The sequence below is a fragment of the Sorangium sp. So ce362 genome (genome assembly GCF_051519845.1).
In the GTDB taxonomy this organism is placed as follows: domain Bacteria; phylum Myxococcota_A; class Polyangia; order Polyangiales; family Polyangiaceae; genus Sorangium.
Genome location: NZ_CP150332.1, coordinates 1,025,787 through 1,049,853 on the forward strand (window position 1 = coordinate 1,025,787; position 24,067 = coordinate 1,049,853).

The following is a 24,067-nucleotide window of genomic DNA, read 5'->3' on the forward strand; positions in this document are numbered from 1 at the left end:
GCGCTGCGCGATAGATAGGACCCGGCGCACCGCGGGCGCGGTGCGCCCCGACTCGGCTCGTCCTTGCGACGAGCGCGCGAGGTGGATGATGGTGTGCCCAACGCTTGCCATCGAGGCATGGGCGGATGCTCCTGTGTCGAGGCGTCGTGCGAGGAGCGAAGAGCGCTTTGAGGCGTTGCCTTGTCTCGGGATGTCCCTGGTCGCCGGTGGGTTTGGCGGAGAGGTCGTCTCTCGTACTGCCATTGAGATGGTGCATGCATGTGTCGGAATGGATAGCGGTGGCGATGTATTGGTGTGTGCGCTCTGGCCTCGGCCGGCCACGACGGGCAGCTCGGTCGGCGTTCGACCGATCGTCTCGCTGGCGAAGAGCGATGCGTTGGTTGGTGTCGTTGGTGCGTGGTGCGCGGTAACGGGAAGGAAAGGACGCGAACGTGAGAGGACATAGCGGCTTTACGATCGGCGCCATCTGTGCGGCGCTCGCGGTCGTCGGGTGCGATGCGCAGTCGATCGACCTGACCGGCAACCGCGAGTACATGCTGGCGAACGCTCCTCATGACTGGCTCCAGGGAGCGGGCGGCGGACCGCCGAACCCCGCGTGCGAGGCGGATCCGACGGAGGACGCGAGCACGGCGACGGAGGAGTGCGCGGTGTTCGCGAGCACGAGCGCGGCGCCTGACGGCGATGGGACGAAGGCGAGGCCGTACGCGTCGCTCGGGGAGGCGATCGAGAACGCGAACGGCACGCGGGGCTCGCGTGCGCGTGCGGGGCGTTCGCGGAGAGCGTGACGATCCCCGCGAAAACCGAGGGGATCGGCGGCTTCGACTGCGACGCGGGGTGGACGTGGAGCGAAGGAGCGCGGTACCTGTCGCATGCGCTGCAGTACTGGCCGCTGTGCAGCCCCGCGCCGGTTCACGCCGCCGGCCCACGCCGGCGCTCGCCTCGACGCGGCCCCCTCGCCTCGGCCCCCTCGCCTCGGCCCCCTCGCCTCGGCCCCCTCGCCGCGGCTCGCCTCGGCGCGGCTCCCGCCCGAACGCCCGGCCGCAGCGCCGTCGCGCGCAGGACGCATACCACGGCCTACCTTCACACGCCCCGCTCCTGCTACCCTCCGGGCCGTGGCCATAACCACCGATTTCCTCGTCATCGGCAGCGGCGTTGCGGGGCTTACCTTTGCGCTCGAGGCGGCCGAGCACGGCGAGGTGATCATCGTCACCAAGCGGTCGCGTGACGAGTCCAACACGAAATACGCTCAGGGAGGGATCGCCGCGGTCTTCGCGCCGGACGACTCCCCCGAGGCGCACATCGCCGACACGCTCGAGGCAGGCGCGGGCCTCTGTCACGACGTGGTCGTCGAGATCTGCGCGCGGGAAGGCCCGGAGCGGGTGCGCGAGCTCATCGCGCGGGGCGCCCAGTTCGATCACGAGAACGGTCAGGTGCGCCTCGGGCGCGAGGGAGGGCACTCCGCGCGGCGGATCGTGCACGCCGCCGACGCCACCGGCCTCGAGATCGAGCGCGCCCTCCTCGAGCAGGCCCGGCAGAACCCGAACATCCGCTTCGCCGAGCACCACACGGCCATCGACCTGATCCTGCTCTCCCGCTTCGGCGGGCCGGACATCTGCGCCGGCGCCTACGTGCTCGACGAGACCGACGCCGCCCTGAACCCCGCGCCGCCGCGGCCGCGCGACTCGGAGCGCCCGGTGCCCCGGCACCGACCGGCCTCGAAGCCGCACGTCGTCGAGACCTACCTCGCGCGGGCGACCGTGCTCGCGACCGGCGGCGCAGGCAAGGTCTACCTTTACACGACGAACCCCGATGTCGCGACGGGCGACGGCGTCGCCATGGCCTACCGCGCCGGCGCCGAGATCGCGAACATGGAATTCTACCAGTTCCACCCGACGTGCCTGTTCCACCCGGAAGCGAAGAGCTTCCTCGTCAGCGAGGCGCTGCGCGGCGAGGGCGCCATCCTCCGGCTGCCGGACGGCACGGCCTTCATGGCGAGCCACGATCCGCGGAAGGACCTCGCGCCGCGCGACATCGTGGCCCGGGCCATCGACTTCGAGATGAAGCGGACCGGCTCGGACTACGTGCTGCTCGACATCACCCACCGGCCGGCCAGCTTCGTCCGCGAGCACTTCCCGACGATCCACGCGCAGTGCCTCCGCTACGGCATCGACATCACCGCGCAGCCGATCCCCGTCGTCCCGGCCGCCCACTACATGTGCGGCGGCGTCACCACCGACCTCTACGGCAGGACGACGATCCCCGGCCTCTGGGCGATCGGCGAGTGCACGTGCACCGGGCTCCACGGCGCGAACCGGCTCGCCTCGAACTCGCTGCTCGAGGGGCTCGTCTTCGGCCACCGCGCCGCCGCGCGCCTCTCGACGCAGATCGGCGAGCTCCGGCAGAGCCCGTTCCCCCAGGTGCCCGAGTGGCAGGCCGGCAACGCGGTCGCGAGCGACGAGGAGGTCGTCGTCGCCCACAACTGGGACGAGATGCGCCGGACCATGTGGAACTACGTCGGCATCGTCCGGTCCGACGCCCGCCTCCGGCGCGCCGCCCGGCGGATCTCCCTGCTCCAGGAGGAGATCCGCGAGTACTACTGGAAGCACCTGGTCACCCGGGATCTGCTCGAGCTGCGCAACATCGCCACCGTGGCCGAGCTCATCGTCGGCTGCGCCGCCGCCCGGCACGAGAGCCGGGGGCTGCACACGACCATCGACTACCCGGAGCCGGACGCTCGCATCAGCACCGATACGGTCGTGAAGCGGGGTGTCCTGCCTCATCTGCGAGGTCGATGAGCGATCTGCGCGGCACCGCCGGGCCCCCGCCCAGCGACGGAGCGCCCGGCCCGCTCGCCCAGCGCGGCAGCGGGGAGCGACCGATGTCGGTCCTCGCGGCCGCCGGCTGGACGGCGGCCGTCACCTTCGTCTTCCTGTGCCTGCTCGGCGTGCTCGCCCTGCTCCGGCCGGCGCTGCCGCCGGGCGGCGCGGTCAGCTCGCTCCAGCCGGTGACGAAGCTCGACGTGGTCGGCAGCTTCGCGTGCCAGGCCGCGGCGTACCTGCTCGGCCTCCTCGGCGTGCGCCGCGTCCACGCGCCGCGCGCGCCGGTGCGCGAGCTCCTCGGGGTGCGCAGGACGCACGCGGCGTTCTACCCGCTCGCGGCCGCGCTCGGCCTCGCGCTCGCGGGGCCCGTCGCCGCCCTCTACGAGGCGATCGAGCGGCGCTGGCCGTCGGGCCTCAGCGACGCCCGGCTCGTCCAGGCCTTCGTCGAGGCGAGCGCGCTCGATCGGGTCGCGTTCGGCCTCATCTTCATCGCGCTCGGCCCCGCGCTGGAGGAGGCCTTCTTCCGCGGGGCGCTCGCCCGCCCCCTGCGCTGGCAGCACGGCGCCCCGCTCGTGGTCGCGACCACGGCCGCGCTCTTCGCGGCGGCCCACGGCGAGTGGCAGAAGCTCCTGCCGATCGCGATCTTCGGCGTGGCCCTCGGCGTCGTCCGGGTCGCGAGCGGCTCGCTCTTGCCGCCCGTCGTGATGCACGGGACCTACAACGCGATCCAGTGCTTCGCGCTCCTCTCCGCCGGGGGCGCGGGCCCGATCGACGAGGTGCCCGCCGCCGCGGGCGCGGCGCTGCCCGAGACCGCGTCGCTCCCGGGTTGGCTCGTGGCGGTGAGCTCCGCCTGCGCGCTTGTGTTGACCGCGCTCGCCTGCGCCCTCGGCAACCGCGCCGAGGGGGCAGCCCGCGCGAGGGAAGAGGACCTCCGATGATGCCGGCTGTCGAGAGTCAAGGCGGCGGCGCGAGCCGACCCGCGCAGATCGCAGCGGGCGACGGCGAAGGCCGCGCCCCCGAGACCGTGGAAGCGAACGGCGAGGGCCGCGCTGCCCCTCGCCGCGAGGCGAGGGGGGCGCGCGTCAGCCTCTGCCTGCCGGGGGGCGGCCTGACGGGCGCGCTCTACCAGATCGGGGCGCTCGCGGCGCTCGAGGACGGCGTCGAGGGGATCGACAACCAGAGCTTCTCGCTCTACCTCGGGCACGGCAGCGGCGCCGCGGTGGCCGCGGCCCTCGCCGGCGGCATCCCGATCGAGCGGCTCTACCGCGCCCTGCTCGATCCGGTCGACAATTTCTTCCCGCTGGAGCGCAGCCACCTCCTCCACCTCGACGTCGGCGAGTGGCGGCGCGCGCTCACCACCAGCCTGGTGGCGCTCCGCCACGCGATCGTCCGGCTCTCGACCCGGGGCGACGCGACCCCGAACGCGCCGGCGCAGCAGTACCTGTTCGAGCAGCTCGATCGCTTCAACGACTCGCTCCCCGCGGGCCTGTTCCAGCTCGATCGCTACGAGCGGTTCCTCGCCGAGTTCTTCCTGCGGCGCGGCATCCCGAACTCGTTCCGCGCGATGCCCCGGACGCTGCGCATCCCGACGTACGACCTCGACTCGGGCGAGCGCGCGATCTTCGGCGCCGAGGGGTTCGACGACGTCCCCGTGTCGCTCGCCTGCGCGGCGTCGCTCGCGCTCCCGCTGTTCTTCTCGCCGGTGCGCATCGACCAGCGGCACTACCTCGACGGCGGGCTCGGCGACGTGGCGCACCTCGATCTCGCGCAGGCCGCCGGCGCGGAGCTCACGATCGTCGTGAGCCCGCTCGTGCCGGTCTCCACCGCGCACCGGCCGGTCCCGACCGGGCACGGCGTGCGCGAGAGCGTGCGCGACAAGGGCCTGCTCTGGGTCTTCAACCAGGCGATGCGGATCGGCGCGCACGCGCGGCTCCACCAGGCGGTGGGCCGGACGCGCGCCGAGGGGAAGATGCAGGTCCTCGTGCTCGAGCCCGCGCGGAACGACGCGCTCCTGTTCCTCCACAACCCGGCCAACCTGCGCGCGCGGCGCGCCATCCTGGAGTACGCCTACCGGACGACGCGCGAGCGCATCACGCTGTGGATGGAGAAGAACCGCGCCGTGGTCGAGGCGATGGGGTGGCACGAGGCCCGCGCCTCCGGCGCGGCATCCGGCTGAGGCGCGGCAGCCGGGTGACCGCGCCCTCGGCCGCCGAGGGCGCGGTCACCCGGCCAGCGACGAGAACCGGGCGATCGTCAGCTCGTCGGGCGGGACGCTGATGCGGGCCCGGGGGACGGCCACGCCGTGGAGGTAGCGCCAGCCCTCGCCGTCGTGGAGGAAATCGGAGAGCTCGATGAACGAGCGGTCGGCGCCCGCCTCGAAGATCTTCGCGAGGAACAGCACCGACGCGGAGTCGCCGCTCTGCAGGCTGTCGAGGATCTTCAGGCCGCGGTACCGGTGGTGGTGGGTCGTCGCCTTGAGCTCGCGGAGCGCCTCGTCCCTGTCGCGCGCTCGGTCGACGTGGCCCATGTGCAGCGTCCGCCAGAGGTAGGCGGCGTCTCCGACCGCGAACGCGGCGTACCTCGATCGCATCAGCGCCACGGCGTCGGGCGCCTCGCGATCGCCCAGATGGCAGGGGGCGCAGCACTCGCGGTACGAGCGCCCCGAGCCGCACGGGCACGGGCGGGACAGGGTGCCCGTGCCAGGACGAACATCTCGGGTCATGGGGCGTTCTCTACACGGGTTCGTGTCGCGCTGCAGCGCCCGGCGCGAGGCGAGGCGAGCCGCAGCGCCGCGCGCTGCCGCCCCCCCGGCGGACCCGGGACCACCCCGGCACGAAGCCCCTTGCGGGGCGCCGGGGAGGACGGTAAGGCGGGCGAGACGTATGCCCGCAGCGCGCGCTCACGCTGCGGCCCTCCTCCTGGCCCTTGCCCTGGTTCTGGGGGGCTGCAAGCGCCAATATGCCATCGGTGACGATGTCCTCGTGACGTGGGAAGGAAACGACTACCCCGCCAAGGTCATCGAGGTCGTGGGTCCGACGAAGTTCAAGGTCCACTACCAGGGGTACGATGACATCTGGGATGAAACTGTACCCCGCGAACGGATCCGCGGCCTCGTCGAGGGTGACGTTGTCAACCCCCCGCCGCCGCCGAAGGTCCGGAGCAAGGGGCTGCAGGCCTCGCAGACCAACCTCTACAAGATCGGCGACAGGGTGCGCGTCGAGTGGCACGGGCAGATGTACCCGGCGGTCGTCACCGGCATCGTGGGGCAGGAGCGCTACCGCATCCACTACGACGGCTACGGTCCGGAGTGGGACGAGACGGTCGGACTTTCCAGGATCCAGGTCAAGTAGTTGAAATGATCGCGAAGAATCATTTTCCCCCTGGCGCTTGGGATGGGGCCGATTTAAGAGCCGCGCCGAATTTCTGACTGGGCGCTCGCAAGAGTGCGCACGCCCGGCTGAGGTTCATTGCGTGCCGCACGCCCTCCACGGGTACGCCCTCACGGGTGCGCGGCGGGGAGCCTTCTGTGATCAGCGATCTGTCCAAGCTGCGCAATATCGGGATCAGCGCCCACATCGATTCGGGCAAGACGACGCTGACCGAGCGCATCCTCTTCTACACCAAGCGGATCCACGCCATCCACGACGTCAAGGGCAAGGACGGCGTCGGCGCGAAGATGGACTCGATGGATCTCGAGCGCGAGCGCGGGATCACCATCCAGTCCGCCGCCACGCACTGCTTCTGGAACGGGCACCAGATCAACGTGATCGACACGCCCGGCCACGTGGACTTCACGATCGAGGTCGAGCGCGCGATGCGCGTGCTCGACGGGGCGATCCTGGTCCTCTGCGCCGTCGCCGGCGTGCAGAGCCAGTCGCTCACCGTCGACCGCCAGATGCGCCGCTACGGCGTCCCGCGCATCGCGTTCGTGAACAAGTGCGACCGCGCCGGCGCGAACCCGCTGCGGGTCCGCACGCAGCTGCGCGAGAAGCTCAACCTGAACCCGGTCCTCCTGCAGCTGCCGATCGGGCTCGAGGACAAGTTCGAGGGGGTCGTCGACCTCGTCGCGATGAAGTCCTACCGGTTCGAGGGGCAGAACGGCGAGACGATCCTCACCGGCGAGATCCCGGGGGAGATGGCCGACGAGGTGAAGGCGGCGCGCGAGGAGATGCTCGACGCGCTCTCGATGTACTCCGACGAGCTCACCGAGGCGATCCTCGAGGAGCGCGTCACCGAGGAGCTCCTCTACAAGACGATCCGCGACGCGACCGTGAAGCTCCAGATCGTCCCGATGATGATGGGGTCGGCGTACAAGAACAAGGCGGTGCAGATCCTGCTCGACGGCGTGACCCGCTACCTGCCGACGCCCGCCGACATCACCAACAAGGCGGTGGATCTCGACAAGGACGAGGCCGAGATCTCGCTGTCGAGCGACCCGGAAGGGCAGCTCGTCATGCTCGCGTTCAAGCTCGAGGATGGCCGCTTCGGCCAGCTCACGTACATCCGCATCTACCAGGGCACCCTGAGCCGCGGGAAAGAGGTCACGAACACGCGCACGGGCAAGCGCCACAAGGTCGGCCGGATCGTCCGCATGCACTCGGACGAGATGGAGGACATCGACGGCGCGAGCGCGGGCGACATCGTCGCGATCTTCGGCATCGACTGCAACTCCGGCGACACGTTCACCGAGGGCGGCCTGGCCGTCGCGATGACGTCGATGCACGTGCCCGACCCGGTCATCTCGCTGACGGTGACGCCCAAGGACAACAAGGCCCAGGCGAACATGTCGAAGGCGCTGCGCCGCTTCACCAAGGAGGACCCGACCTTCCGCGTCGGGGCGGATCCGGAGAGCGGCGAGACGATCATCCAGGGCATGGGCGAGCTCCACCTGGACGTCTACATCGAGCGCATGAAGCGCGAGTACGCGGCCGAGGTCGTCACGAGCCCGCCGCGCGTCGCCTACCGCGAGACGATCACGCGCCGCGTGGACTACAACTACACGCACAAGAAGCAGACCGGCGGCTCTGGCCAGTACGGCAAGGTCGGCGGCTTCATGGAGCCGTGGACGGAGGCGCCGTTCCGGTTCGAGGACGAGGTCGTCGGCGGCGCGATCCCGCGCGAGTTCATCGCGGCGGTCGAGAAGGGCTTCGTGTCGATGCTCGCCAAGGGGCAGCTCATCGGCGCGCCGGTCACGGGCGTGTCGGTCACGCTGAACGACGGCGCGTCCCACTCGGTCGACTCGTCCGACATCGCCTTCCAGGAGGCCGCGCGTGGCGCCTGGCGCGAGACGTACCCCAAGGCCGGCCCGCAGATCCTGGAGCCGCTGATGAAGGTCGCCGTCGAGGGCCCGGGCGAGTACCAGGGCGGCATCGTCGGCATCCTCATGCAGCGGCGCGGCATCATCGTCGGTTCGACCGAGGCGGACGGGTTCTGCCGTGTCGAGGCGGAGGTGCCCCTCGCCGATATGTTCGGCTTCTCGACGATCCTCCGTTCTGCCACCCAGGGCAAAGCCGAGTTCACGATGGAGTTCTCGCGCTATGCTCCCCTTCCGGCGGCTCTCTCGGAGGAGCTCATCAAGAAGTACCGGGAAGAGCTGGCCAAGAAGGCCAAGTGAGGGGGTCGGCATGTACCGCAAAGAGGTGAACGAGCGGAGCCCCATGCGGGTCTTCGAGGGGTCGATGCACGGCGGGCTGGGTCGCGGCAACGTCGGCGTCATCGTCGCTCGGCCCGGCGTGGGCAAGACGGCGTTGCTCGTGCAGATCGCGCTCGACGATCTGCTCCGGGATCGCAGGGTCCTGCACATCTCGCACGAGAACGCGGTCGACCACGTCCGCGCGTACTACGACGAGATCTTCCACGATCTCGCGCAGTCGATGCGGCTCCAGGAGCCGGAGGCCGTCCGGCTCGAGGTCGAGCGGCACCGGCAGATCTACTCGCACCTCGGCCACGTGAAGGCGCCGCCCGACGCGACCGAAGAGGCGGCGCGGCTGTGGGTCGAGAAGATGCTCGAGACGGTGGCGTTCGCGCGCGGCGTCGCCCACTTCGAGCCCGACGTGATCGTCGTCGACGGCTTCGACGTGGCGATCGCGTCGGAGCAGGCGATGGAGGCGCTCGGCCGCCTCGCCAAGGAGCGCTCCGCCGAGATCTGGATCGCGGCGCAGGTCGATGAGTCGATCCCCCCGGGCAAGCTGCCGGCCGCGCTCGAGAAGGTCGAGCGCCACCTCAGCGTGGTCGTCTACCTGCAGCCGGAGCGCGAGGTCGTTCGCCTGCGGCTGCTGAAGGACCACGGCAACAAGGACCTCGCCGAGCTCCACCTGCGCCTCGATCCGCACTCGATGCGGGTCATCGACGAGGACGTGCGTCCCCCGTCGGAGCGGCCGAAGGACCCGCGGCAGTTCCGCCTGCACTCGGGCGGAGCCAAGGGGGCCGAGGCCGAGTTCGGCGCCTGCGCCGAGCGGTACGGGGTGCAGGAGCTCAACTACAGCTTCGAGGGCCACCGGCTCCTCGAGCGCCAGCGGGGCGTGGTCGTGCTCGGGGACGACGAGCTGCGCAAGGGCGACTTCAGCCTCGTCTACGTGTCGCGGCGCCTCGGCCGCGTGCTGAGCGAGATCCCGCTCGTGCGCAACATCCTCCAGACGATCTGGCACCAGATCAACGCGGCCAACCAGGTCTTCGTCGTGGGGACGCTCCAGGACGACGGCACGGTGCGCGGCGGCACCGGCTGGGGCGCGGAGCTCGCGCGCCTCTGGAAGAAGCCGCTGTTCGTCTACGATCAGGAGAAGCGCGGCTGGTTCCGCTGGAGCGGCTCGGCCTGGGAGATGGCGCGGCAGCCGAGCATCATCAGCGAGAACTTCGCCGGCATCGGCACCCAGGATCTCAACGACGCCGGCCGCGAGGCCATCCGCGATCTCTTCGCGCGGAGCTTCGGCGAGCCCGGCTGAGCCGGCGCGCGGAGCGCCTCCCGTCCCCCCCGACACCTCTCGTCGACGTGAGGCGCTCCGGCCGCGCTGCGGAGCGCAGCGGGCCGGCGCGCGCCCCAGGCCGGCGTGGGCGCGCGGGCCTGCGGCGCCGGGCGGCTCAGGACGCGTGCTTCTGGATCAGCTGGGCGAGGCGGGGGACGGCGTCTTCGACGTTCTTCTTCGCCGAGCCGCGCAGCTTCTCGTAGGTACCGCGCACCACGCCGCTCGTCGAGGTCTTCGCCTTCTCGTCGGTGACGCTGAGGAGCGCGTCGGCGACCCGCGAGCGGTTCGTGGTCAGGTACGAGCTCGCATTGCCGCTGCCCGCAGCCTCGGCCCAGAGGGGATCGAGCTTCTTGGCGAACTCGGGCAAGAGCTTCTCGACCACCTGGGCGATGAAGCCGGGCTTGATGCCCTTCACGGCCGCGTAGCCGGCCTTGACCGCCAGGCCAGAGAGCCCGCCCTTCGAAGCCACCTCCTCGTCGACCAGCGTGCAGCAGTCGGCGATGACCCGTGATTTCTTGTTCGCATCGAGCAGCGTTTCGCTGAGACCCATTCTCGAACTCCTCCGGGCGCTTCGGGGACCGGACGAGGCCCCCGGACCCATGTCAGCGTGACCCCCGGCAGGGAGCCCCGACCACGTCGAGCGGACCTCCGGCCCGCTCCCGACACATCGAAGCGCGGCTCTTACCACAGCAGGTCAGAGGCAGGCATCGCAAGCGCCCACCCGAAAACCCTTCGGTCCAGGACGGTTCCTGCTCCTCCACGACCGCCCAGGATGGCCGCACATGGAGCGTCCAGCGCTTGATCTTCATCCGATTCCGTCCGATTGCCGTCCAATTGCCGTCCGCTTCCGTCCAATTGCCGTTCGCTTCCCGCTCGATTCTCGTTCGATTCGCGGGGAGACCGCATGCACGCCCGGCCCGAGCACGCCATACTCGCGATGTAAGTTAGATCACAGGTTTGGCGTAGCGGGCTCTCGCCGCCGTCATGGTGCGAGGCCTGCGGGGGGCTCATGGACGTCTACTGCGAAGTCTGCGGACTCGTCACCACGGTTTCCGGCGGCGCGCGGGGCGGGGCCGCGCCCGAGTGCCGCGTCTGCGGCGGCACGATGCTCCGCGCGCAGGGGAGGGGCACGGCCGGGCTGCCGGTGGCGGGCGCCGGGAGGCGCTCGAGCCGGCCTCCTCCTCCGCTGCGGCGGTCGAGCGCGCCCCCGGTGCCGCGGGACGACGACGACCCGACGATGATGGATCTCCGATCGCTCGCGCTGAAGTCGTTCCTCGCGAACCCTCCCGCCCCGAGGACGGCGGCGGCTGCGCTGGCGGGGAGCGCGGCTGCGCCGGCGACGGGCCGGGTCGCGGCGGCGACGCCGATCGCGGCGGCGACGCCGGTCGCGGTCGATGCGCCGCCGAGCGTGACCGATGTGCTGCGGGTCTACGACGCGCTCGCGCCGGTCGCGGCGCCCTCGCGGGCGCGGCACCGGGCCCGCGTGTGCGCGCTCATGGCGTCGGCGGCCGGCGCTCTGGCGATCGCCGCCGGGCTCGCGCTGTTCACCGGCCCGAGGTCCAGCGCGCCGGGGGACGTCCTGCCCCCCACCGCGCAGCGCGGCGTCTCCCGGGCAGGGGAGGTCGCGCGCGAGGTGAGCGCGCCGGACGAGGCGCCCGGATACCCCAACACGGCGCCCCCCGCGCGCGAGGCGCAGGCGCCTGGGGCTGGCGAGGGCGAGGCGGATGGTGCCGAGCCCGACGCGGCGCCGAAGCCGGCCGCCGCGGTCGAGGCGGGGGCGCGCGCGGCCACCGGTGCAGGCGCCCGCACGGCCTCCAGCGCAGGCGTCCGCGCCCTCGCCGCGGCAGGCGCGCGCGCGGCCTCCGCGTCGGGGGCCCGCGCGCGGCCTGCGCACCCGCCGGCGCCGCCGCCCGCGTCCGAGGAGGCGCCGCGGCCCGCGCCGCCGGTGTCGCTCACCGATGCGATGGCCGCCGCGGTCGCCGGCACCCCGTCTCCCGCCGCCGCGCAGGCAGAGCGGCAGGAGGACACCCGCGAGAAGTAGCTCGCGAACGCGGCGCGCGCCCGGCGAGCGTCAGCGCCGCGCCCTCCCGCGCCGCCGTCGCCCGAGGCCGGCTGCGGCCACGGCCACGGCCGCCGCGAGCAGCGGCCAGCGCGCCGCGCCCTCCGCCGTCGCGAGTCGGCAGCCGCAGCCGGCGTCGTCCTGGATTCCGTCCGCGCCTCCACCTGCGCCTCCGACGCCCGCCCCGCCGGAGCCGGCGCTGCCGCTCGAGGGGCCGCCTCCCGGGCCGGAGCCGGCGCTGCCGCTCGAGGAGCCGCCCCCCGCGCCGGCGCCGCCCGCGCCGCCCGCGCCGCTCGTGGCGCCCTCGTCGAAGTACGCGCCGCAGGCCGGCCCGACGACCTGCCCGTCGCGCGCCGCGAGCGCGAGCGCGTAGACGCCCGCGCCGAACCCCACCATGGGCGCGTTGAACTTGTAGGCGCCGCTCGTCTCGTCGTAGGTCTCGGCGATCGCGAGGTAGTTCGCGGTCGACTGATCGAGCACCCAGCGGAGCAGCCGGTCCGAGCGCGCCTCGTCCCCCATGAGCCGCGCGGCGACCGCGCCGCGCAGATCGGTCACGACCCACTCGGCGCTGTCGTACTCGCTGCCCCAGGGGCTCAGGTCGTTCGCGCCGGCGTGATCGAAGCGGTCGTCGTTCCGGGACCACCCGGCGCCCGCGGGGACGAGCAGGTGCTCGTCGAGCCCGGCGAGCGTGGCGGCGGCGATGCGGCCCCGCGGATCGAACAGACCCATCGCGATCCCCTCGAGCACCGCCGCGTCCCAGTAGCCCGCGCCCGACTCGAGCTCCTCCAGGCTCGCGGCCAGCGCGCCCGAGGCGTCCGTGAGCCGCGCGGCGATCGCGTCGCGCAGCCGGCTCGCGGCGTCGCGGTACCCCGCGGCCCGCTGCGCCTCGCCGCGCCGCGCCGCGATCTCCGCCGCGTCGCACAGGCCGCGCGCCGCGGTGATGCTCGTGTACGCGAACGAGCGCTCGCGCCCGTTCCAGTGGGTCTCCCAGATCGACGAGTCCTTCCGGACGAGGCCGGTGTCCGGATCGATGAGCGCGACGAGCGCGTCCGCGACCTTCGACGACACGGCGGCCCAGCGCTCGTCCACGAAGGCCGTGTCGCCGGTGAGCTCCTCGTAACGGCGCAGCGCCCAGAGGAACAGGCCGAACCCGTCGAACTCGAGGTTCGGGCCGAAATCGTTGAAGTCGGTCTCCTCGACCCCGAAGCCGTGGTAGCGCACCAGGCTGATCTGGTACGGCGGCATGTCGTACGACGCGAGCTCGTTCCAGCGCTGGAAGCGCCCCGCCTCCGCGTCCAGGTAGTAGCTCAGCGCGTCGCGCGCCTCGGCCTCCATGCCGAGGACCGCCATGGCCACGGTGGCGTAGGCGCCGTCGCGGATCCAGGCGACCGTCCACTCGCCCGGCGGGAGGCTCGCGAGGACGGCGCCGCGGCCGCGGTGGGCGATCGTCGCCGGCAGCGCGGCGGGCGCGCCGCCGAGCGTCGTGCCGAAGCGCGTGGCGCGCGGCTCGGCGTCGCGCGTCAGGTGCTCGCGCAGGAAGGCGTGGCTCTCGCGGGACTGCGCCATCCGGAGCATCACGGCCGACTGCCGGAGCAACGCCGTCTCTTCGGGCGTCGCCGTGGGCGGCACCTTCAGCGAGCCCTGGAACGCGCGGTACGCGGCGATCTCGTCCGCGACCACCTCCGCCGCGCCCTTCGCGCCGAGGTACGCGTCGAGGGCGCCCTGCACGAGCGGGTCCGCCGCGCCCGAGGGGTCGCCGTGATGCGCGAACGCCACGCCGACCCACCGCGCCTCGCCGGGACCGATGCTGCCGAGGTCCCACTGGAACGCACTCACGGAGCCGTCCGCGGTGGGCGCGGCCCCGTCGAGGTCCGGCAGATCGGCGACGGCGCCCTCCGCGACGATCCGGTAGACGTTGAGGTCCGCCGGGCTGCCCGCGCTCGACGCGCCGTGGCGCGCGGCCGGCTCGAGCGCGCGCGCGACGACCACGCCGGCGAAGGCGCGCTCGAGGAAGTCGCGCCGGCCCCCGCTCCCGTCGTAGGCGACGGTCTCGCCCGACTCGCCGATGTCGGTCATCACGCCCGGGCGCCCGAAGCCGAGGTGGAAGTTGTGCAGGGAGAAGGCCGACACGCCCTCCGCCGGCACCTCGCCCCGGTTCTCGACGCGCATCGCCATCACGAACCCCGCCTGCCCGAGGCCCTGCGGCGCGAAGAAGAGCTGCGTGCACTCGAGGTTGCCGACCCGCTGCACCATCGTGACGACGCCCGTGCCGCCGCGCTCCCCGTCGGTCCAGCCGGCGTAGCCGCTCGCGTCGAGATCGACGGGGACCTCGGTCAACCACCGCTGCCTGCCCTCCGAGCGCAGCCCGAAGTACGCGTCGTGGAGCAGATCGCGCGTGGGCACGGCCTGCGGCTGGTTGCCGATCCAGACCTCCTCGCCGCGCTCGTCGAGGAGCGGTTCCTCGGTGGCGAACAGGTGCTCGCGGAAGTGGGTGAGCCTCGCCTGGTTCAGATCGAGGAGCACCGCGCCGAACCCGTTCGACGAGGGCAACCGGAAGAACGTGCGCTGCACCGGGACCTCGGCCCGCGCCGCGCCGGGAGCGGCGACCGCGGCCGCCGCGCCGAGCGAGAGGAGCGCGGCGCCGAAGGCATGGAAGGCGCTGCGGGAGGCGCGAGGCGGGCCAGATCGTTGGTGCCCAAAATATTCCCGCACCGGGGGCTGGCGATGCATCGCGGCACTTTACAGGAATGATTGTCCTCCCGGCGCGCCGGCCCGCCGGCGGCCGCTCAAAATGCTGCAACACGCTCCGTGGCGTGGTAACGGCATGCCCATGACAAAACTGCCCGCGTTGATCCTCGTGGTCGCGGCGCCCCTTGCCGCCTTCGCGGCCGGCTGCGGCTCCGATCCGCAGCCGCCGGCGAATGTCGGCGGCACCGTCGCGCCCCCTCCGGTGATGAACACGGCGGCGCCCGCCCCGAAGCAGGACACGACCAAGCCGACGAGCGGGTCGATCCGCATCGACGACAAGATCCTCAAGGCCTGCGGCGATCTGCCGACGGCCCGCTTCGCGTTCGACTCGACGGCGATCGAGGGCGAGGCGGCGAGCGCGCTCGACGCGCTGGCGCGCTGCTTCGTCTCGGGCCCGCTCAAGGGCAAGGGGATGAAGCTCATCGGTCACGCCGATCCTCGCGGGGAGACGGAGTACAACCTGGGCCTCGGCCAGAAGCGCGCCGGCAGCGTCGCGGAGTACCTCGCCAAGAAGGGCCTCGAGCAGGGCCGCATCGCGACCTCGTCGAAGGGCGAGTTCGAGGCGACCGGCGCGGACGAGGAAGGCTGGGCGCGCGACAGGAAGGTCGACATCCTGCTGGCGGACTGAGCGTCGCGCGCGGCGCTGGACGATGTGAAGAGGGCCACGGCCGCGCTTCCAGGTGAGAGAGGGGGCCGCGGTCGCAAACTGCACTGAACGGGGCCGCGCGCGCGGATCCCCGACGAGCCGATTCCCTGACCCGAAGAGATCGATATGGCCTTCCTGCAAAGCGCGCCCGAGGCGGCGACGGCGGTCCCGATCAAGCTCGATCCCGTCTCCCTGGTCCTCCACGCCTCCGGTCCCGTCTTCCTGGTCGTCTGGCTGCTGATCTTCGCGGCGATCCTCGTCTGGGTGATCGCCGTCCTGAAGGTCCTCCAGCTGACCCGGCTCTCGGCGCAGCAGGCGCGGTTCGAGCAGGAGTCGGCGCACGCCCACTCGCCCGATCAGCTGTTCGCGCTCGCGCAGCGGCACGCGGACGCGCCGGGCGCCCGCGTGGTGCTGGAGCTCAGCCGCCGCGCCGGGACCCACAAGCTCCTCGACTCGATCGCGAAGCGCGCGATCGTGACCGAGACGCAGCGGGCGAGCGCGCTCATGCCGACGCTCTCGTCGATCGCGGCGGCATCGCCGTTCATCGGCCTGTTCGGCACCGTCTACGGGATCATGGACGCGTTCCTCCGCATCGGTCAGCAGAAGAGCGCGTCGCTGCCCGTCGTCGCCCCGGCCATCGGCGAGGCGCTCATCGCGACCGCGATCGGGCTGTTCGCCGCGATCCCCGCCGTCATCGCCTACAACGCGCTCAACAAGCGCATCGACGACCTGCTCTCGGCGCTCGAGGCCGCGAGCGAGGGCTGGGTGGAGATCGCGTCGCTCTCGGCGCGGGCGGTGCAGGAGTCGATCCCGCTGGCGCTCCAGCGGACGAGCGACCGGCCCACGCCGGTGATGTCGAAGGGCTGAGGGGCGGGGCCGGTCATGGCGATGTCGGTGGGCGGAGGGCGCAGGCGGCGGGGCGGCGGGTTCAGCGAGATCAACGTCACGCCGCTCGTGGACGTGATGCTGGTGCTCCTCGTGGTGTTCATGGTCACCGCCCCGCTGCTCACGGCGGGGCTCCGGGTCGAGCTGCCCAACGTCTCCGCCGAGGAGGCGCCGACAAAGGACACGAAGCTCGTCGTGACCATCACGAAGGAGGAGAAGATCCTCTTCGGTGAGGACGACGCGACCGCCGACATCGAGGGGGTGCTCGCGTCGAACGGGCGCGTACAGAAGGAGAAGGAGCTCTACATCCGCGCCGACAAGGACGCCCGCTACGGCGCCGTGGCGCGGGTCGTCGCCGCCGCCCGGGCCGCCGGGGTCGAGGGGCTGAACCTCCTCGTCCAGCCAGAGATCGAGCCGGAGGGCGCGGCGCCGCGGCCCGGCGGCGGCGCGCCGCCACCTGGAGGAGCGGCGCCTTGAGCCCGGCCGCGGCGCGCGCGCCCGGGCCGATGACGCCGCCGGGGAAGCGCCGGCCGAAGAGCGACTTCCGCCCGCGGGACGTCGCGCTCGCCCTCGCGGTGGCGATGGGCGTGCAGGCGGGCGCCGCCGTGGCGGTCAGCCTGGCGGACCTCGCCGTGCCCGCGGCGGTGCCCGAGATCGAGAAGGGGCCGAGCGTCCCGGTGAAGGTCACCCCGGTGCTCGACATGGACACGCCGCTGCTCAAGCTGGGCGGCAAGCGCGACAAGATGAAGCTGCCCGACCGGTGGGTGCGCCAGACGCCCAAGCCGCGCGTCGAGCAGAAGGCGTTCGTGTCGCCGGACGCGGGCAAGACCGAAAAGGACATCCCGCCCCCGGAGGTGAAGGTCGCCGACGCGGGCACCGCGCCGCCGCCGCCCGACGCCGAGATCGCGAAGCAGGTCGACACCGAGCTCGAGCCGAAGACCGACGCCGGTGAGGTCGCCAACGTCGACCAGGAGGGACACCAGGACGGCGTGGCCGAGGGGACGGAGACCGATCCCCTCAAGGCGCGCGCGGTGGACCTGTACCTGGCCCGCATCGCGGGCTGGTTCTCGAGCAGGTTCCGCGTGAGCGGCTCGGGGCTCCCGCCGGAGGAGCTCACGAAGCACAAGCCGCGCGCGGTGATCGTTTTGTCCGACGGGCAGATGGTGAGCTACACGCTGACGCCGAGCGGGAATGCCATCTTCGACGCGGCCGCGCGGGCGACGCTCGAGGGGGCGAAGGGGCAGGCGCTGCCGCCGCCGCCCGAGAACTATCCCGACCTCGGTCAGAAGCAGGTCAGCGTCACGTTCGTCTGTAGGGAGACCACATGCGACTAGCTCAATACGCCCTAGGCGCGCTGGCGCTCGCTGCCGCCGCGCTCGCTGCCAACCCTGCTCCGGCGCAGGCGCCGGCCTCCACGGCGCCCCCCAACCCGGACGAGATCCTCGGTCACATCACGGTCGTCGCCGGCGCGTCGCGCCCGCTCCCGAAGATCGGCGTCCTGCCGTCGCTCGTCTCCGACCCCGAGGACGTGACGCTCCACAGCGTGGTCCGGCGCGATCTCGAGCTGTGCGGCGAGTTCGAGGTGCTGCCCGACAGCGCCGCGCCCGACGGCCTGTACCTCTCCGACAGCCCGGTGGACGTGAAGGCGTGGTCCGCGAAGGGGGTCGAGGCGGTCGTGAGCGTGCGCGGCAAGAAGGTCGGCCCGGACAAGGTCGAGCTCGTCGGCCAGGCGTTCCTGGTGAACCGCGGGCAGGCCCCGGTGTTCGACAAGAAGTTCATCGTGCCGCTCCGCGACGTGCGCTTCGAGTCGCACCGGGTGGCCGACCAGCTCATCGGCGCCCTCACCGGCCAGAACGGCGGCTTCGCCAGCCACATGACGTTCGCCTCGGGCTCGGGCTCGCTGCGCCGCGTCTTCACGATCGACGCCGACGGGCACGACGCCAAGGCCGTCTCGCCGCCCGATCAGACCGCCATCGCCCCGGTGTTCGGGAAGAACGAGCAGCTCCACTACGCGGCGAGCGTGAAGGGCGACGAGTACAAGATCTTCACGCCGGCGGGCGGCCCGCTGGCGCTGCCGGTGAAGGGCTCGGTTTACGGGATCGCCTTCTCCAAGGATCGTTCCCAGGTCGCGCTCAGCATCGGGGTGGGGTCGACGATCAAGCTGTTCTCCGGGCCCGACTTCCAGAGCATCAAGCCGGCGTCCGAGGTGGGGATGGCGCTCCACCCGGCGTTCACGCCGACCGGCAAGCTCGCCTTCTCCGGCGAGGGCAGGTACGGGCAGCGCATCTACGTGGGCGGCAAGGCGATCTCGCCGGAGGGGCTCTTCGCGTCGGCGCCCACGTTCTGCAACCACCCCGACGGGGTGAAGGCGGTCTATGCCGTCGGGGTCGGCAAGAACACCGACCTTGTCGTCTCGGGGGAGACGGGCGGCGGCCTCGCGCGGCTGACCCAGAGCCAGGGCAGGAACGGGTACCCGGCTTGCAGCCCTGATGGGCGGCTCGTGGCCTTCTTCTCCACGCGCACGTCCGGCGAGGGCCCGGGGCTCTACATCATGCGCGTCGACGGGCAGCGCCCCAAGCGCATCTCCAACCTGCTCGGGGACTCGCTGCGGTGGGATCCCCTTCCTCACGGCAAGGCCGTCGAGGCGAAGAACTGACCCGTTCGCGGGCGCCGTTCCACCGCGGCGCCCGCTGACCCGAGCTCGGCGGTGCTGCGCAGATCGGGGGCGCGGCGTGCGGACGCTGCACACGCTGTGGCAAGGCGTCCCGCGCGGTCGGCCTCCAGAGCCCCGCTCCAGCGCGCGACACGCCGCGAGCCGCGCCGCGGGAGGTGCGGCCCGGACATCCGGCGCGCGGGACCAGGGGGCGCCGCGTCGCGGCTGGATCCAGGGGCTCTCCGTCCGACAACTTCTTCGGCCCAGGCCCGTCTGACGTGGCTAGCTCCTGCGCGATCACGTGCGTTGCCGCGGAGAGCGGAGCGAAGGGAGGCCGCGCCGGCGGTCACTGCTTCTTTGGCCCGCTGCGTCGGACGCGGTTAGCCTCCGGACTGCTCAGGGGTGAGTTGGCTGGAAAATTGCACGGGAATTGCTGTAGGCCGCCCTGGTCAGCCAGCGAAACGAACATGGAGAAGAGCATGGTGTCGAGCCGTATCTGGACCGCCATCGCGATCGTCTGGTCCTTCTGCGCCGGTGGTTGCAGCTCGGTGGCGGCGGTTCACGAAACGAGGATCAGCGAGCAGGGGGGGTTCCGGAACCCGGATCACCGGCTCGCTCCGCGAGAGGACGGGGGATACTGCAGCGCCGAGGTGCTCCGCTGGCAGTACGACGAGCCGTCGGCGACGCTCCGGCTCGCCGATTCCCGTTTGATGCTCGATTGCTGCGGGAAGCGCGCGATTCACGTCGAGCGGATCGACAGCCTCTACGAGGTCACCGAGCGGGACGAGCCGGACGACGTCGAGGGGCGCTGCAGCGAGCAGTGCGCCTTCGATCTGTCCGTGGGCATGCAGGACGTCCCGCGGGGCGAGATCTATGTGAAGCTGCTGCGCGACGTCGTCGATCAGCAGGGCAGTCCGGCCGTGGTCTGGAGCGGCACCCTCGATCTGGACGTCACCGCGGGCGCGGTCGTCCTCGACGACGCCCCCGCGGACGCCGGCTGCCATGAGCAGAGCTCGCCGCGCCGGCGCAGCACGACCGTCGCCTCGAGGTGACCACCGCACCCCCGTCGCCCCGCCGTGCGCTGTGTCGGCGGGACGGGCGGCCGGCAACGGATCGCGGGCAGCTGTCTGGCGCCGCACCTTGATGGTGGGATGCTGGAGCAGGTCGACCGACCATGACGTCCAAGGTCAGAGAGCCGGGCGTATTCTGCCACGTTTCACCTGGACATTTATTCCCGAAACGCGTAGATCACACTCGAGTGTGCGTGCAGCTGCTCCGGGGTGTGGTGGCACGCGCCTCCTACGTACGCCAGACAGCGACTGTCTCCGCGACAATTGCCGCAGAGACAGATCGAGCCTTCTTATTGAAGCCCTGGTTCTTCATTTTGGGCGTATTTTAACAGTGGGGCCATATAGCCAAGGAAGTCTGGGCATGAAGTACGCGGCGGTCTGTAGGGCACTTGCAACGGTGGGTTCGCTGGTTCTCCTGAGCGCGTGTCTGGAGACCGAGCCTGCGCAGGTGGGGATCGTGAGCGAGGCCGGCGGCTTCGTGGAGCCGGAGCGGAGGCTCGCCGTCGAGGGGGAGGAGAGCTACTGCGGCGCCGAGGTGCTGCGCTGGCGCTACGACCGATCGAGCGGATCCCTGACGGTCGCGGACAGCCGGCTCCTGCTCAACTGCTGCGGCCAGCGTGTGATGCACGTGGACCGGATCGACAGCATCTACGAGATCACCCAGAGGGACGAGCCCGACGCGGCGAACCCGAGGTGTGATTCGGTCTGCGCGTTCGACTTCGCGGTGGCGATTCCCGAGGTCGCCCCGCGCAAGATCTACGTGCGGCTGCTGCGGGACGTCGTCGACGCGCAGGGCAGCGCGGAGCTCATCTGGCAGGGGGAGATCGACGTCCGGAAGCTGTCCGGCGAGGTGGTGATCGACCACGTCGCTGCGCCGGGCGAGGCCTGCAGCGAATCGTCCCAGTAGGCGCTCGCCGCTCCGGCGCGGGAGCCGCCGGCGAGCGTGGGCTCGCGCCAGCGGGCCACGCGTCCTGCATGACGGGGGCTGCGCCTCCGAACGAGCACGCGGCCGCGCGACGGCGCCGGCCGAAGGACGGCTCGTCGGCGGCAACGCGCGGTAGCCGCGACGGCGCGGCCGTCGCCCTCAGTCGATCAGCGTGCGCGCGGGGCGACCGGGCTCGCACTTCACGAGCGTGGCGGTCAGCTCGAGCGTCTCGGGGAGCGTGCCCTGCACCTGCGCGACGACCTGCTCGACCACATGCTGGGCCTCGTCCAGGTTGGGACCCACGATCGAGACGACGAACGTGAGCGGGCCGGTGCGCCCGGCCGCGGCCGGCGTCAGGCTGAGCAGCAGCGTCTGGGTCAGGTCCACAACCTGAAGCGCCGCCTTGCGCAGCGCGAGCATCTCGAGGATCGTCGGCCGCAGGCTCACGAGGCCGTTCTGGCCGCGGAGCTCGAAGCGCGCGATCTCCATCGGCACCTCGGCCCACTCGGCGAAGAAGCCGTCCTCGTCGATGGCCTTCATCAGGTGCTCGCGCACGAGCAGCCCCGTGAGGCCGTCGCGCCGCGCAAGGTAGCGCTTCGCCTTGTCGTGGTGCGGCGAGTCCGGTCCGAACGTGACCACCATGAGGCGGCACTCGCCGAGCTGCACCTCGGCGCCGTGGAGCAGCGAGACCTGCGCTTTGCGCTCGAAGGGGAAGTCCGCGTACGTGCCGTTCGTGCTGTTCAGATCCTCGACAAGCCAGGAGCCCGTCTGCCAGCGAAGGAGCGCGTGCGACCCGGAGACGGTCGCCTCGGCCAGGACGAGATCCTGATCGCTGCGGCGGCCGATGGAGAGCACCGGCTTCTGCAGCGGGAACAGCGTGGTGACGCTGTCCGGCGCGTTCGTGGCGTACGTGATGAGCAGCGACTGCGCGCCGGGGGTGAACTGCGTCTTGATGGCCCGACCGGGCGCCGGGCCGGGGTCGATGCGCTCGCGCGGCAGCTGGATCGGCGCGGTCGTGGTCTGCGTCGGGTTGAAGAACCGCATGTGCCGCGCCTGCGGGCGCATCTGCGGATCCGGGTTCAGCCCGCGGAAGATCTGCCTGATCTCGTCGTTCGTCAGCGCGGCGGGCACGTCGAACGTGATCTGCTGCTTCATCGTCTTGAGCCGCGGCTTGTAGCCGGGCTCGGGGACGCGGCAGGTCCACATCTCCCAGAGCGTCAGCGACGCGGCGTAGACGTCGTCCTCGGGGCTCGCCCCGCCGCTGCGCAGCCGCTCCGGCGACATGTAATGAGGCGTGCCGCCGTCCGGGGGCGCACCCGGCTTGCGCACGGCCGCGCGGGCGCGCTCCTTCGCGAAGCCGAAGTCAAGGATGACGGCGCGATCGTCGGCGACCATCACGTTGCCGGGCTTCAGGTCGCCGTGCACAAGCCCCTGCTGGTGGATGGCGGCGAGCCCCGCGCAGACGTCGGTCGAGATCTTGCGGAACTCGTCGGCGCTGAACCCGCCGGACGTCTTGCGCTTGCGGATGTGGTTGTGGAGCGTCTGCCCGGGGATGTACTCCATCACGAGGATGGGCCCCCACGTGCTCGGCGCGAGGTCGTGCACGCGGCAGACGTTCGGGTGACGCGCCTTCTGCGCGAGGATCACCTCCTGCCGCAGGGCCTCGTCGTCGCCCGGCATGGCGGAGGCCTCGGGCACCACCTTGAGCGCCACCTGCTGCTGGGTCAGGCGATCAAAGGCCAAGAACACCTCGCCCATGCCGCCTTTGCCGATGCTCTTCAGGACCTCGTACCGGTCGTTGATGACCGTTCCGACGTCGATGGGAGGGAGGGGATCTTTGGTCACGGCCACGGGCGCACGAAGGGTGAGGAAGAGCTCCGCGCCGGCGCCGAAGCTGACGCGCCGGCACGTCGATACGGACTGCGCGCAGGGTCGTCCATTCGAGCCCCGGGCGCAACGAGTCGTTGCACAAGCGTTGCGGCTTGCCCGTTCGGCGCGGGACGGGGCGGGGCCGGGGAGCGCGCCGCACGGCCGGCAGCGCGTGGCCGCCGCGGCCGCGGCGCCGTCCACAGGAGGGCGGCGCCCCGCGCGGTGTTCAGGAGAACGGCCGCGCCGTGTGGGCGTGGTTCAGCGGACCGTGGCCGTGGCCGAGCCCGGGCGCGGCGCGCATCGCCTCGCGGAGGTAGCGGCGGGCACGCGCGATCGCAGGGACGAGGGCCAGGCCCTGGGCGAGGCCGGCGGCGATGGCCGAGGCGAGCGTGCAACCCGTGCCGTGAGTCGCGCGCGTCTCGATGCGCGCGTCCTCGAACAGCTGCTCACCCCCGGGGCGCCCGGAGGCGCCGGGCTCCGGCGCGGTCCGGAGGACGTCGACGACCGCGGCGCCAGGGAGGTGGCCCCCCTTCAGCAGCACGGCGCGCGGGCCCATGGAGAGCAGCTGCGCGGCGGCGCGGCGCATCGCGTCCACGCTGTCGATCACCGTGCCGGTCAGCGCCTCGGCCTCCGGGATGTTCGGCGTGAGCAGCGCGGCGAGCGGCAGGAGCCGGACGCGCAGGGCGCCCTCCGCGTCGGACTCCAGCAGGCGCGCGCCCCCCTTGGCGACCATGACGGGGTCGACGACGAGCGGCGTGCCGCGGCCGAGGCGCTCGTAGACGCGCGCGACCTCGGCGATGACCTCGGCCGAGTGGAGCATGCCGGTCTTGATCGCGTCGGCGCCGATGTCGTCGAGCACGAGCTCCATCTGGCGGCCGATGAAGTCGGGCGGCACCGGGAACACGGCGGCGACGCCGCGGGTATTCTGGGCGGTGAGCGCGGTGATCGCGGTCGCGCCGTACGCGTCGAGCGCGGTGACCGCCTTGAGGTCCGCCTGGATGCCGGCGCCGCCGCCCGAGTCGGACCCGGCGACGATGAGGACGCGGCCTTTCATGAAGCCTCCGGGCCGCGAGGGGCGGCCGGCCATGTGTCGTTCACGAGCACCCGCGCCGCACGTCAGTAATGCTTGTCGAGGACCGCGGGATCGGTCGTCGTCGAGAACACCGTGTCGCAGCGACGGCACCTGTACTTCACCTTCGTCGGCCGGGCCGAGATCCCGACCGCGAGCTGGATGTACCCAAGGAAGCGGTATTCTGCCTCCGCGCTCACCATGTGGTGGTCACGGCCGTGTCCGCAGGGGCACTGGACCAACCCGGACGTCGTGCTGTTGCGGTAGGGCATGGAAGGGGCGCTCGTCGACATGGCGTTCCGGGTATTCTAGGGGGTCTGCGGCGGACGTCGAGGGGGGCGCCGCGGAACACGCCCGGAGGA

The 24,067-nt window shown here is 72.0% G+C and carries 21 protein-coding genes; 15 read left to right on the forward strand and 6 right to left on the reverse strand.

The annotated features are described in order from the left end of the window. Positions 1-431 precede the first annotated feature (431 nt). The 4 genes from WMF17_RS04075 (at position 432) to WMF17_RS04090 (ending at position 4,995) form a co-directional block, all read left to right on the forward strand. Positions 432-785 (forward strand): hypothetical protein, encoded by a 354-nt coding sequence (locus WMF17_RS04075; RefSeq protein WP_437648218.1) that lies wholly within the window; start codon positions 432-434, stop codon positions 783-785. 327 nt (positions 786-1,112) lie between these two features. Next, positions 1,113-2,795, forward strand: a complete 1,683-nt coding sequence (locus WMF17_RS04080; RefSeq protein ID WP_437600643.1) for an L-aspartate oxidase — start codon at positions 1,113-1,115, stop codon at positions 2,793-2,795. Next, positions 2,792-3,757 (forward strand): CPBP family intramembrane glutamic endopeptidase, encoded by a 966-nt coding sequence (locus WMF17_RS04085; protein ID WP_437600644.1) that lies wholly within the window; start codon positions 2,792-2,794, stop codon positions 3,755-3,757. The genes WMF17_RS04080 and WMF17_RS04085 overlap by 4 nt, the downstream gene beginning before the upstream one ends. Then, entirely contained in the window at positions 3,754-4,995 is a 1,242-nt protein-coding gene (locus WMF17_RS04090) for a patatin-like phospholipase family protein (RefSeq protein WP_437600645.1), read from the forward strand. The genes WMF17_RS04085 and WMF17_RS04090 overlap by 4 nt, the downstream gene beginning before the upstream one ends. 45 nt (positions 4,996-5,040) lie before the next feature. Here WMF17_RS04090 and WMF17_RS04095 read toward each other — a convergent pair whose 3' ends face one another. Next, complete coding sequence (locus WMF17_RS04095; protein ID WP_437648220.1) at positions 5,041-5,541, reverse strand: YchJ family protein; 501 nt, start codon at positions 5,539-5,541, stop codon at positions 5,041-5,043. A gap of 160 nt (positions 5,542-5,701) precedes the next feature. Here WMF17_RS04095 and WMF17_RS04100 point away from each other — a divergent pair, with 160 nt between their 5' ends. From WMF17_RS04100 to WMF17_RS04110, 3 genes are all read left to right on the forward strand, one after another. Beyond that, positions 5,702-6,169, forward strand: coding sequence for a Tudor-knot domain-containing protein (locus WMF17_RS04100; RefSeq protein ID WP_437600647.1), 468 nt, complete (start codon positions 5,702-5,704; stop codon positions 6,167-6,169). 176 nt (positions 6,170-6,345) lie between these two features. Continuing rightward, a complete protein-coding gene (gene fusA / locus WMF17_RS04105; RefSeq protein WP_437600648.1) occupies positions 6,346-8,433 on the forward strand; it encodes an elongation factor G in 2,088 nt (695 codons plus the stop codon). Between the two features lie 10 nt (positions 8,434-8,443). After that, positions 8,444-9,760, forward strand: a complete 1,317-nt coding sequence (locus tag WMF17_RS04110; RefSeq protein WP_437600649.1) for a hypothetical protein — start codon at positions 8,444-8,446, stop codon at positions 9,758-9,760. Between the two features lie 136 nt (positions 9,761-9,896). Here WMF17_RS04110 and WMF17_RS04115 read toward each other — a convergent pair whose 3' ends face one another. Next, the gene (locus tag WMF17_RS04115; protein ID WP_437600650.1) at positions 9,897-10,331 is read right to left on the reverse strand and encodes a DUF6918 family protein; all 435 of its coding nucleotides are present in this window, start codon (positions 10,329-10,331) and stop codon (positions 9,897-9,899) included. A gap of 459 nt (positions 10,332-10,790) precedes the next feature. Here WMF17_RS04115 and WMF17_RS04120 point away from each other — a divergent pair, with 459 nt between their 5' ends. Continuing rightward, on the forward strand, positions 10,791-11,822 hold the full coding sequence (locus tag WMF17_RS04120) for a hypothetical protein (protein ID WP_437600651.1): 1,032 nt from the start codon (positions 10,791-10,793) through the stop codon (positions 11,820-11,822). A 30-nt stretch (positions 11,823-11,852) separates the two neighbouring features. Here WMF17_RS04120 and WMF17_RS04125 read toward each other — a convergent pair whose 3' ends face one another. Further along, entirely contained in the window at positions 11,853-14,570 is a 2,718-nt protein-coding gene (locus tag WMF17_RS04125; RefSeq protein WP_437648221.1) for a glycoside hydrolase family 15 protein, read from the reverse strand. A gap of 100 nt (positions 14,571-14,670) precedes the next feature. Here WMF17_RS04125 and WMF17_RS04130 point away from each other — a divergent pair, with 100 nt between their 5' ends. From WMF17_RS04130 to WMF17_RS04160, 7 genes are all read left to right on the forward strand, one after another. After that, on the forward strand, positions 14,671-15,216 hold the full coding sequence (locus WMF17_RS04130; protein ID WP_437600653.1) for an OmpA family protein: 546 nt from the start codon (positions 14,671-14,673) through the stop codon (positions 15,214-15,216). A gap of 144 nt (positions 15,217-15,360) precedes the next feature. Next, positions 15,361-16,101, forward strand: coding sequence for a MotA/TolQ/ExbB proton channel family protein (locus tag WMF17_RS04135; protein WP_437600654.1), 741 nt, complete (start codon positions 15,361-15,363; stop codon positions 16,099-16,101). Positions 16,102-16,116: 15 nt separating this feature from the next. Beyond that, positions 16,117-16,596 carry a biopolymer transporter ExbD gene (locus WMF17_RS04140; RefSeq protein WP_437486552.1) on the forward strand — a complete coding sequence of 160 codons (480 nt, stop codon included), beginning with the start codon at positions 16,117-16,119 and terminating at the stop codon, positions 16,594-16,596. Beyond that, a complete protein-coding gene (locus WMF17_RS04145) occupies positions 16,593-17,453 on the forward strand; it encodes a TonB C-terminal domain-containing protein (protein ID WP_437648223.1) in 861 nt (286 codons plus the stop codon). The genes WMF17_RS04140 and WMF17_RS04145 overlap by 4 nt, the downstream gene beginning before the upstream one ends. Continuing rightward, the gene (locus WMF17_RS04150) at positions 17,444-18,775 is read left to right on the forward strand and encodes a tolB protein (protein ID WP_437648225.1); all 1,332 of its coding nucleotides are present in this window, start codon (positions 17,444-17,446) and stop codon (positions 18,773-18,775) included. The genes WMF17_RS04145 and WMF17_RS04150 overlap by 10 nt, the downstream gene beginning before the upstream one ends. Positions 18,776-19,239: 464 nt before the next feature. Continuing rightward, on the forward strand, positions 19,240-19,824 hold the full coding sequence (locus tag WMF17_RS04155; RefSeq protein WP_437648227.1) for a hypothetical protein: 585 nt from the start codon (positions 19,240-19,242) through the stop codon (positions 19,822-19,824). 415 nt (positions 19,825-20,239) lie between these two features. Further along, positions 20,240-20,749 carry a hypothetical protein gene (locus WMF17_RS04160; protein WP_437600658.1) on the forward strand — a complete coding sequence of 170 codons (510 nt, stop codon included), beginning with the start codon at positions 20,240-20,242 and terminating at the stop codon, positions 20,747-20,749. 177 nt (positions 20,750-20,926) lie between these two features. Here the strand turns inward: WMF17_RS04160 and WMF17_RS04165 are convergent, their stop codons facing one another. From WMF17_RS04165 to WMF17_RS04175, 3 genes are all read right to left on the reverse strand, one after another. Then, the gene (locus tag WMF17_RS04165) at positions 20,927-22,612 is read right to left on the reverse strand and encodes a protein kinase domain-containing protein (RefSeq protein WP_437600659.1); all 1,686 of its coding nucleotides are present in this window, start codon (positions 22,610-22,612) and stop codon (positions 20,927-20,929) included. A 250-nt stretch (positions 22,613-22,862) separates the two neighbouring features. Continuing rightward, entirely contained in the window at positions 22,863-23,690 is an 828-nt protein-coding gene (gene thiD, locus WMF17_RS04170) for a bifunctional hydroxymethylpyrimidine kinase/phosphomethylpyrimidine kinase (protein ID WP_437600660.1), read from the reverse strand. Between the two features lie 62 nt (positions 23,691-23,752). Beyond that, entirely contained in the window at positions 23,753-23,998 is a 246-nt protein-coding gene (locus WMF17_RS04175; protein WP_437648229.1) for a hypothetical protein, read from the reverse strand. Between the last annotated feature and the right edge of the window lie 69 nt (positions 23,999-24,067).

Excerpts from the sequence above, each read along its gene's own strand:
- WMF17_RS04085 (WP_437600644.1), top strand. The coding sequence starts at position 2,792 with ATGAGCGATCTGCGCGGCACCGCCGGGCCCCCGCCCAGCGACGGAGCG.
- WMF17_RS04090 (WP_437600645.1), top strand. The coding sequence starts at position 3,754 with ATGATGCCGGCTGTCGAGAGTCAAGGCGGCGGCGCGAGCCGACCCGCG.
- WMF17_RS04095 (WP_437648220.1), bottom strand. The coding sequence starts at position 5,541 with ATGACCCGAGATGTTCGTCCTGGCACGGGCACCCTGTCCCGCCCGTGC.
- WMF17_RS04100 (WP_437600647.1), top strand. The coding sequence starts at position 5,702 with ATGCCCGCAGCGCGCGCTCACGCTGCGGCCCTCCTCCTGGCCCTTGCC.
- WMF17_RS04110 (WP_437600649.1), top strand. The coding sequence starts at position 8,444 with ATGTACCGCAAAGAGGTGAACGAGCGGAGCCCCATGCGGGTCTTCGAG.
- WMF17_RS04115 (WP_437600650.1), bottom strand. The coding sequence starts at position 10,331 with ATGGGTCTCAGCGAAACGCTGCTCGATGCGAACAAGAAATCACGGGTC.
- WMF17_RS04120 (WP_437600651.1), top strand. The coding sequence starts at position 10,791 with ATGGACGTCTACTGCGAAGTCTGCGGACTCGTCACCACGGTTTCCGGC.
- WMF17_RS04125 (WP_437648221.1), bottom strand. The coding sequence starts at position 14,570 with ATGCATCGCCAGCCCCCGGTGCGGGAATATTTTGGGCACCAACGATCT.
- WMF17_RS04130 (WP_437600653.1), top strand. The coding sequence starts at position 14,671 with ATGACAAAACTGCCCGCGTTGATCCTCGTGGTCGCGGCGCCCCTTGCC.
- WMF17_RS04135 (WP_437600654.1), top strand. The coding sequence starts at position 15,361 with ATGGCCTTCCTGCAAAGCGCGCCCGAGGCGGCGACGGCGGTCCCGATC.
- WMF17_RS04140 (WP_437486552.1), top strand. The coding sequence starts at position 16,117 with ATGGCGATGTCGGTGGGCGGAGGGCGCAGGCGGCGGGGCGGCGGGTTC.
- WMF17_RS04150 (WP_437648225.1), top strand. The coding sequence starts at position 17,444 with ATGCGACTAGCTCAATACGCCCTAGGCGCGCTGGCGCTCGCTGCCGCC.
- WMF17_RS04155 (WP_437648227.1), top strand. The coding sequence starts at position 19,240 with ATGGAGAAGAGCATGGTGTCGAGCCGTATCTGGACCGCCATCGCGATC.
- thiD (WP_437600660.1), bottom strand. The coding sequence starts at position 23,690 with ATGAAAGGCCGCGTCCTCATCGTCGCCGGGTCCGACTCGGGCGGCGGC.
- WMF17_RS04175 (WP_437648229.1), bottom strand. The coding sequence starts at position 23,998 with ATGTCGACGAGCGCCCCTTCCATGCCCTACCGCAACAGCACGACGTCC.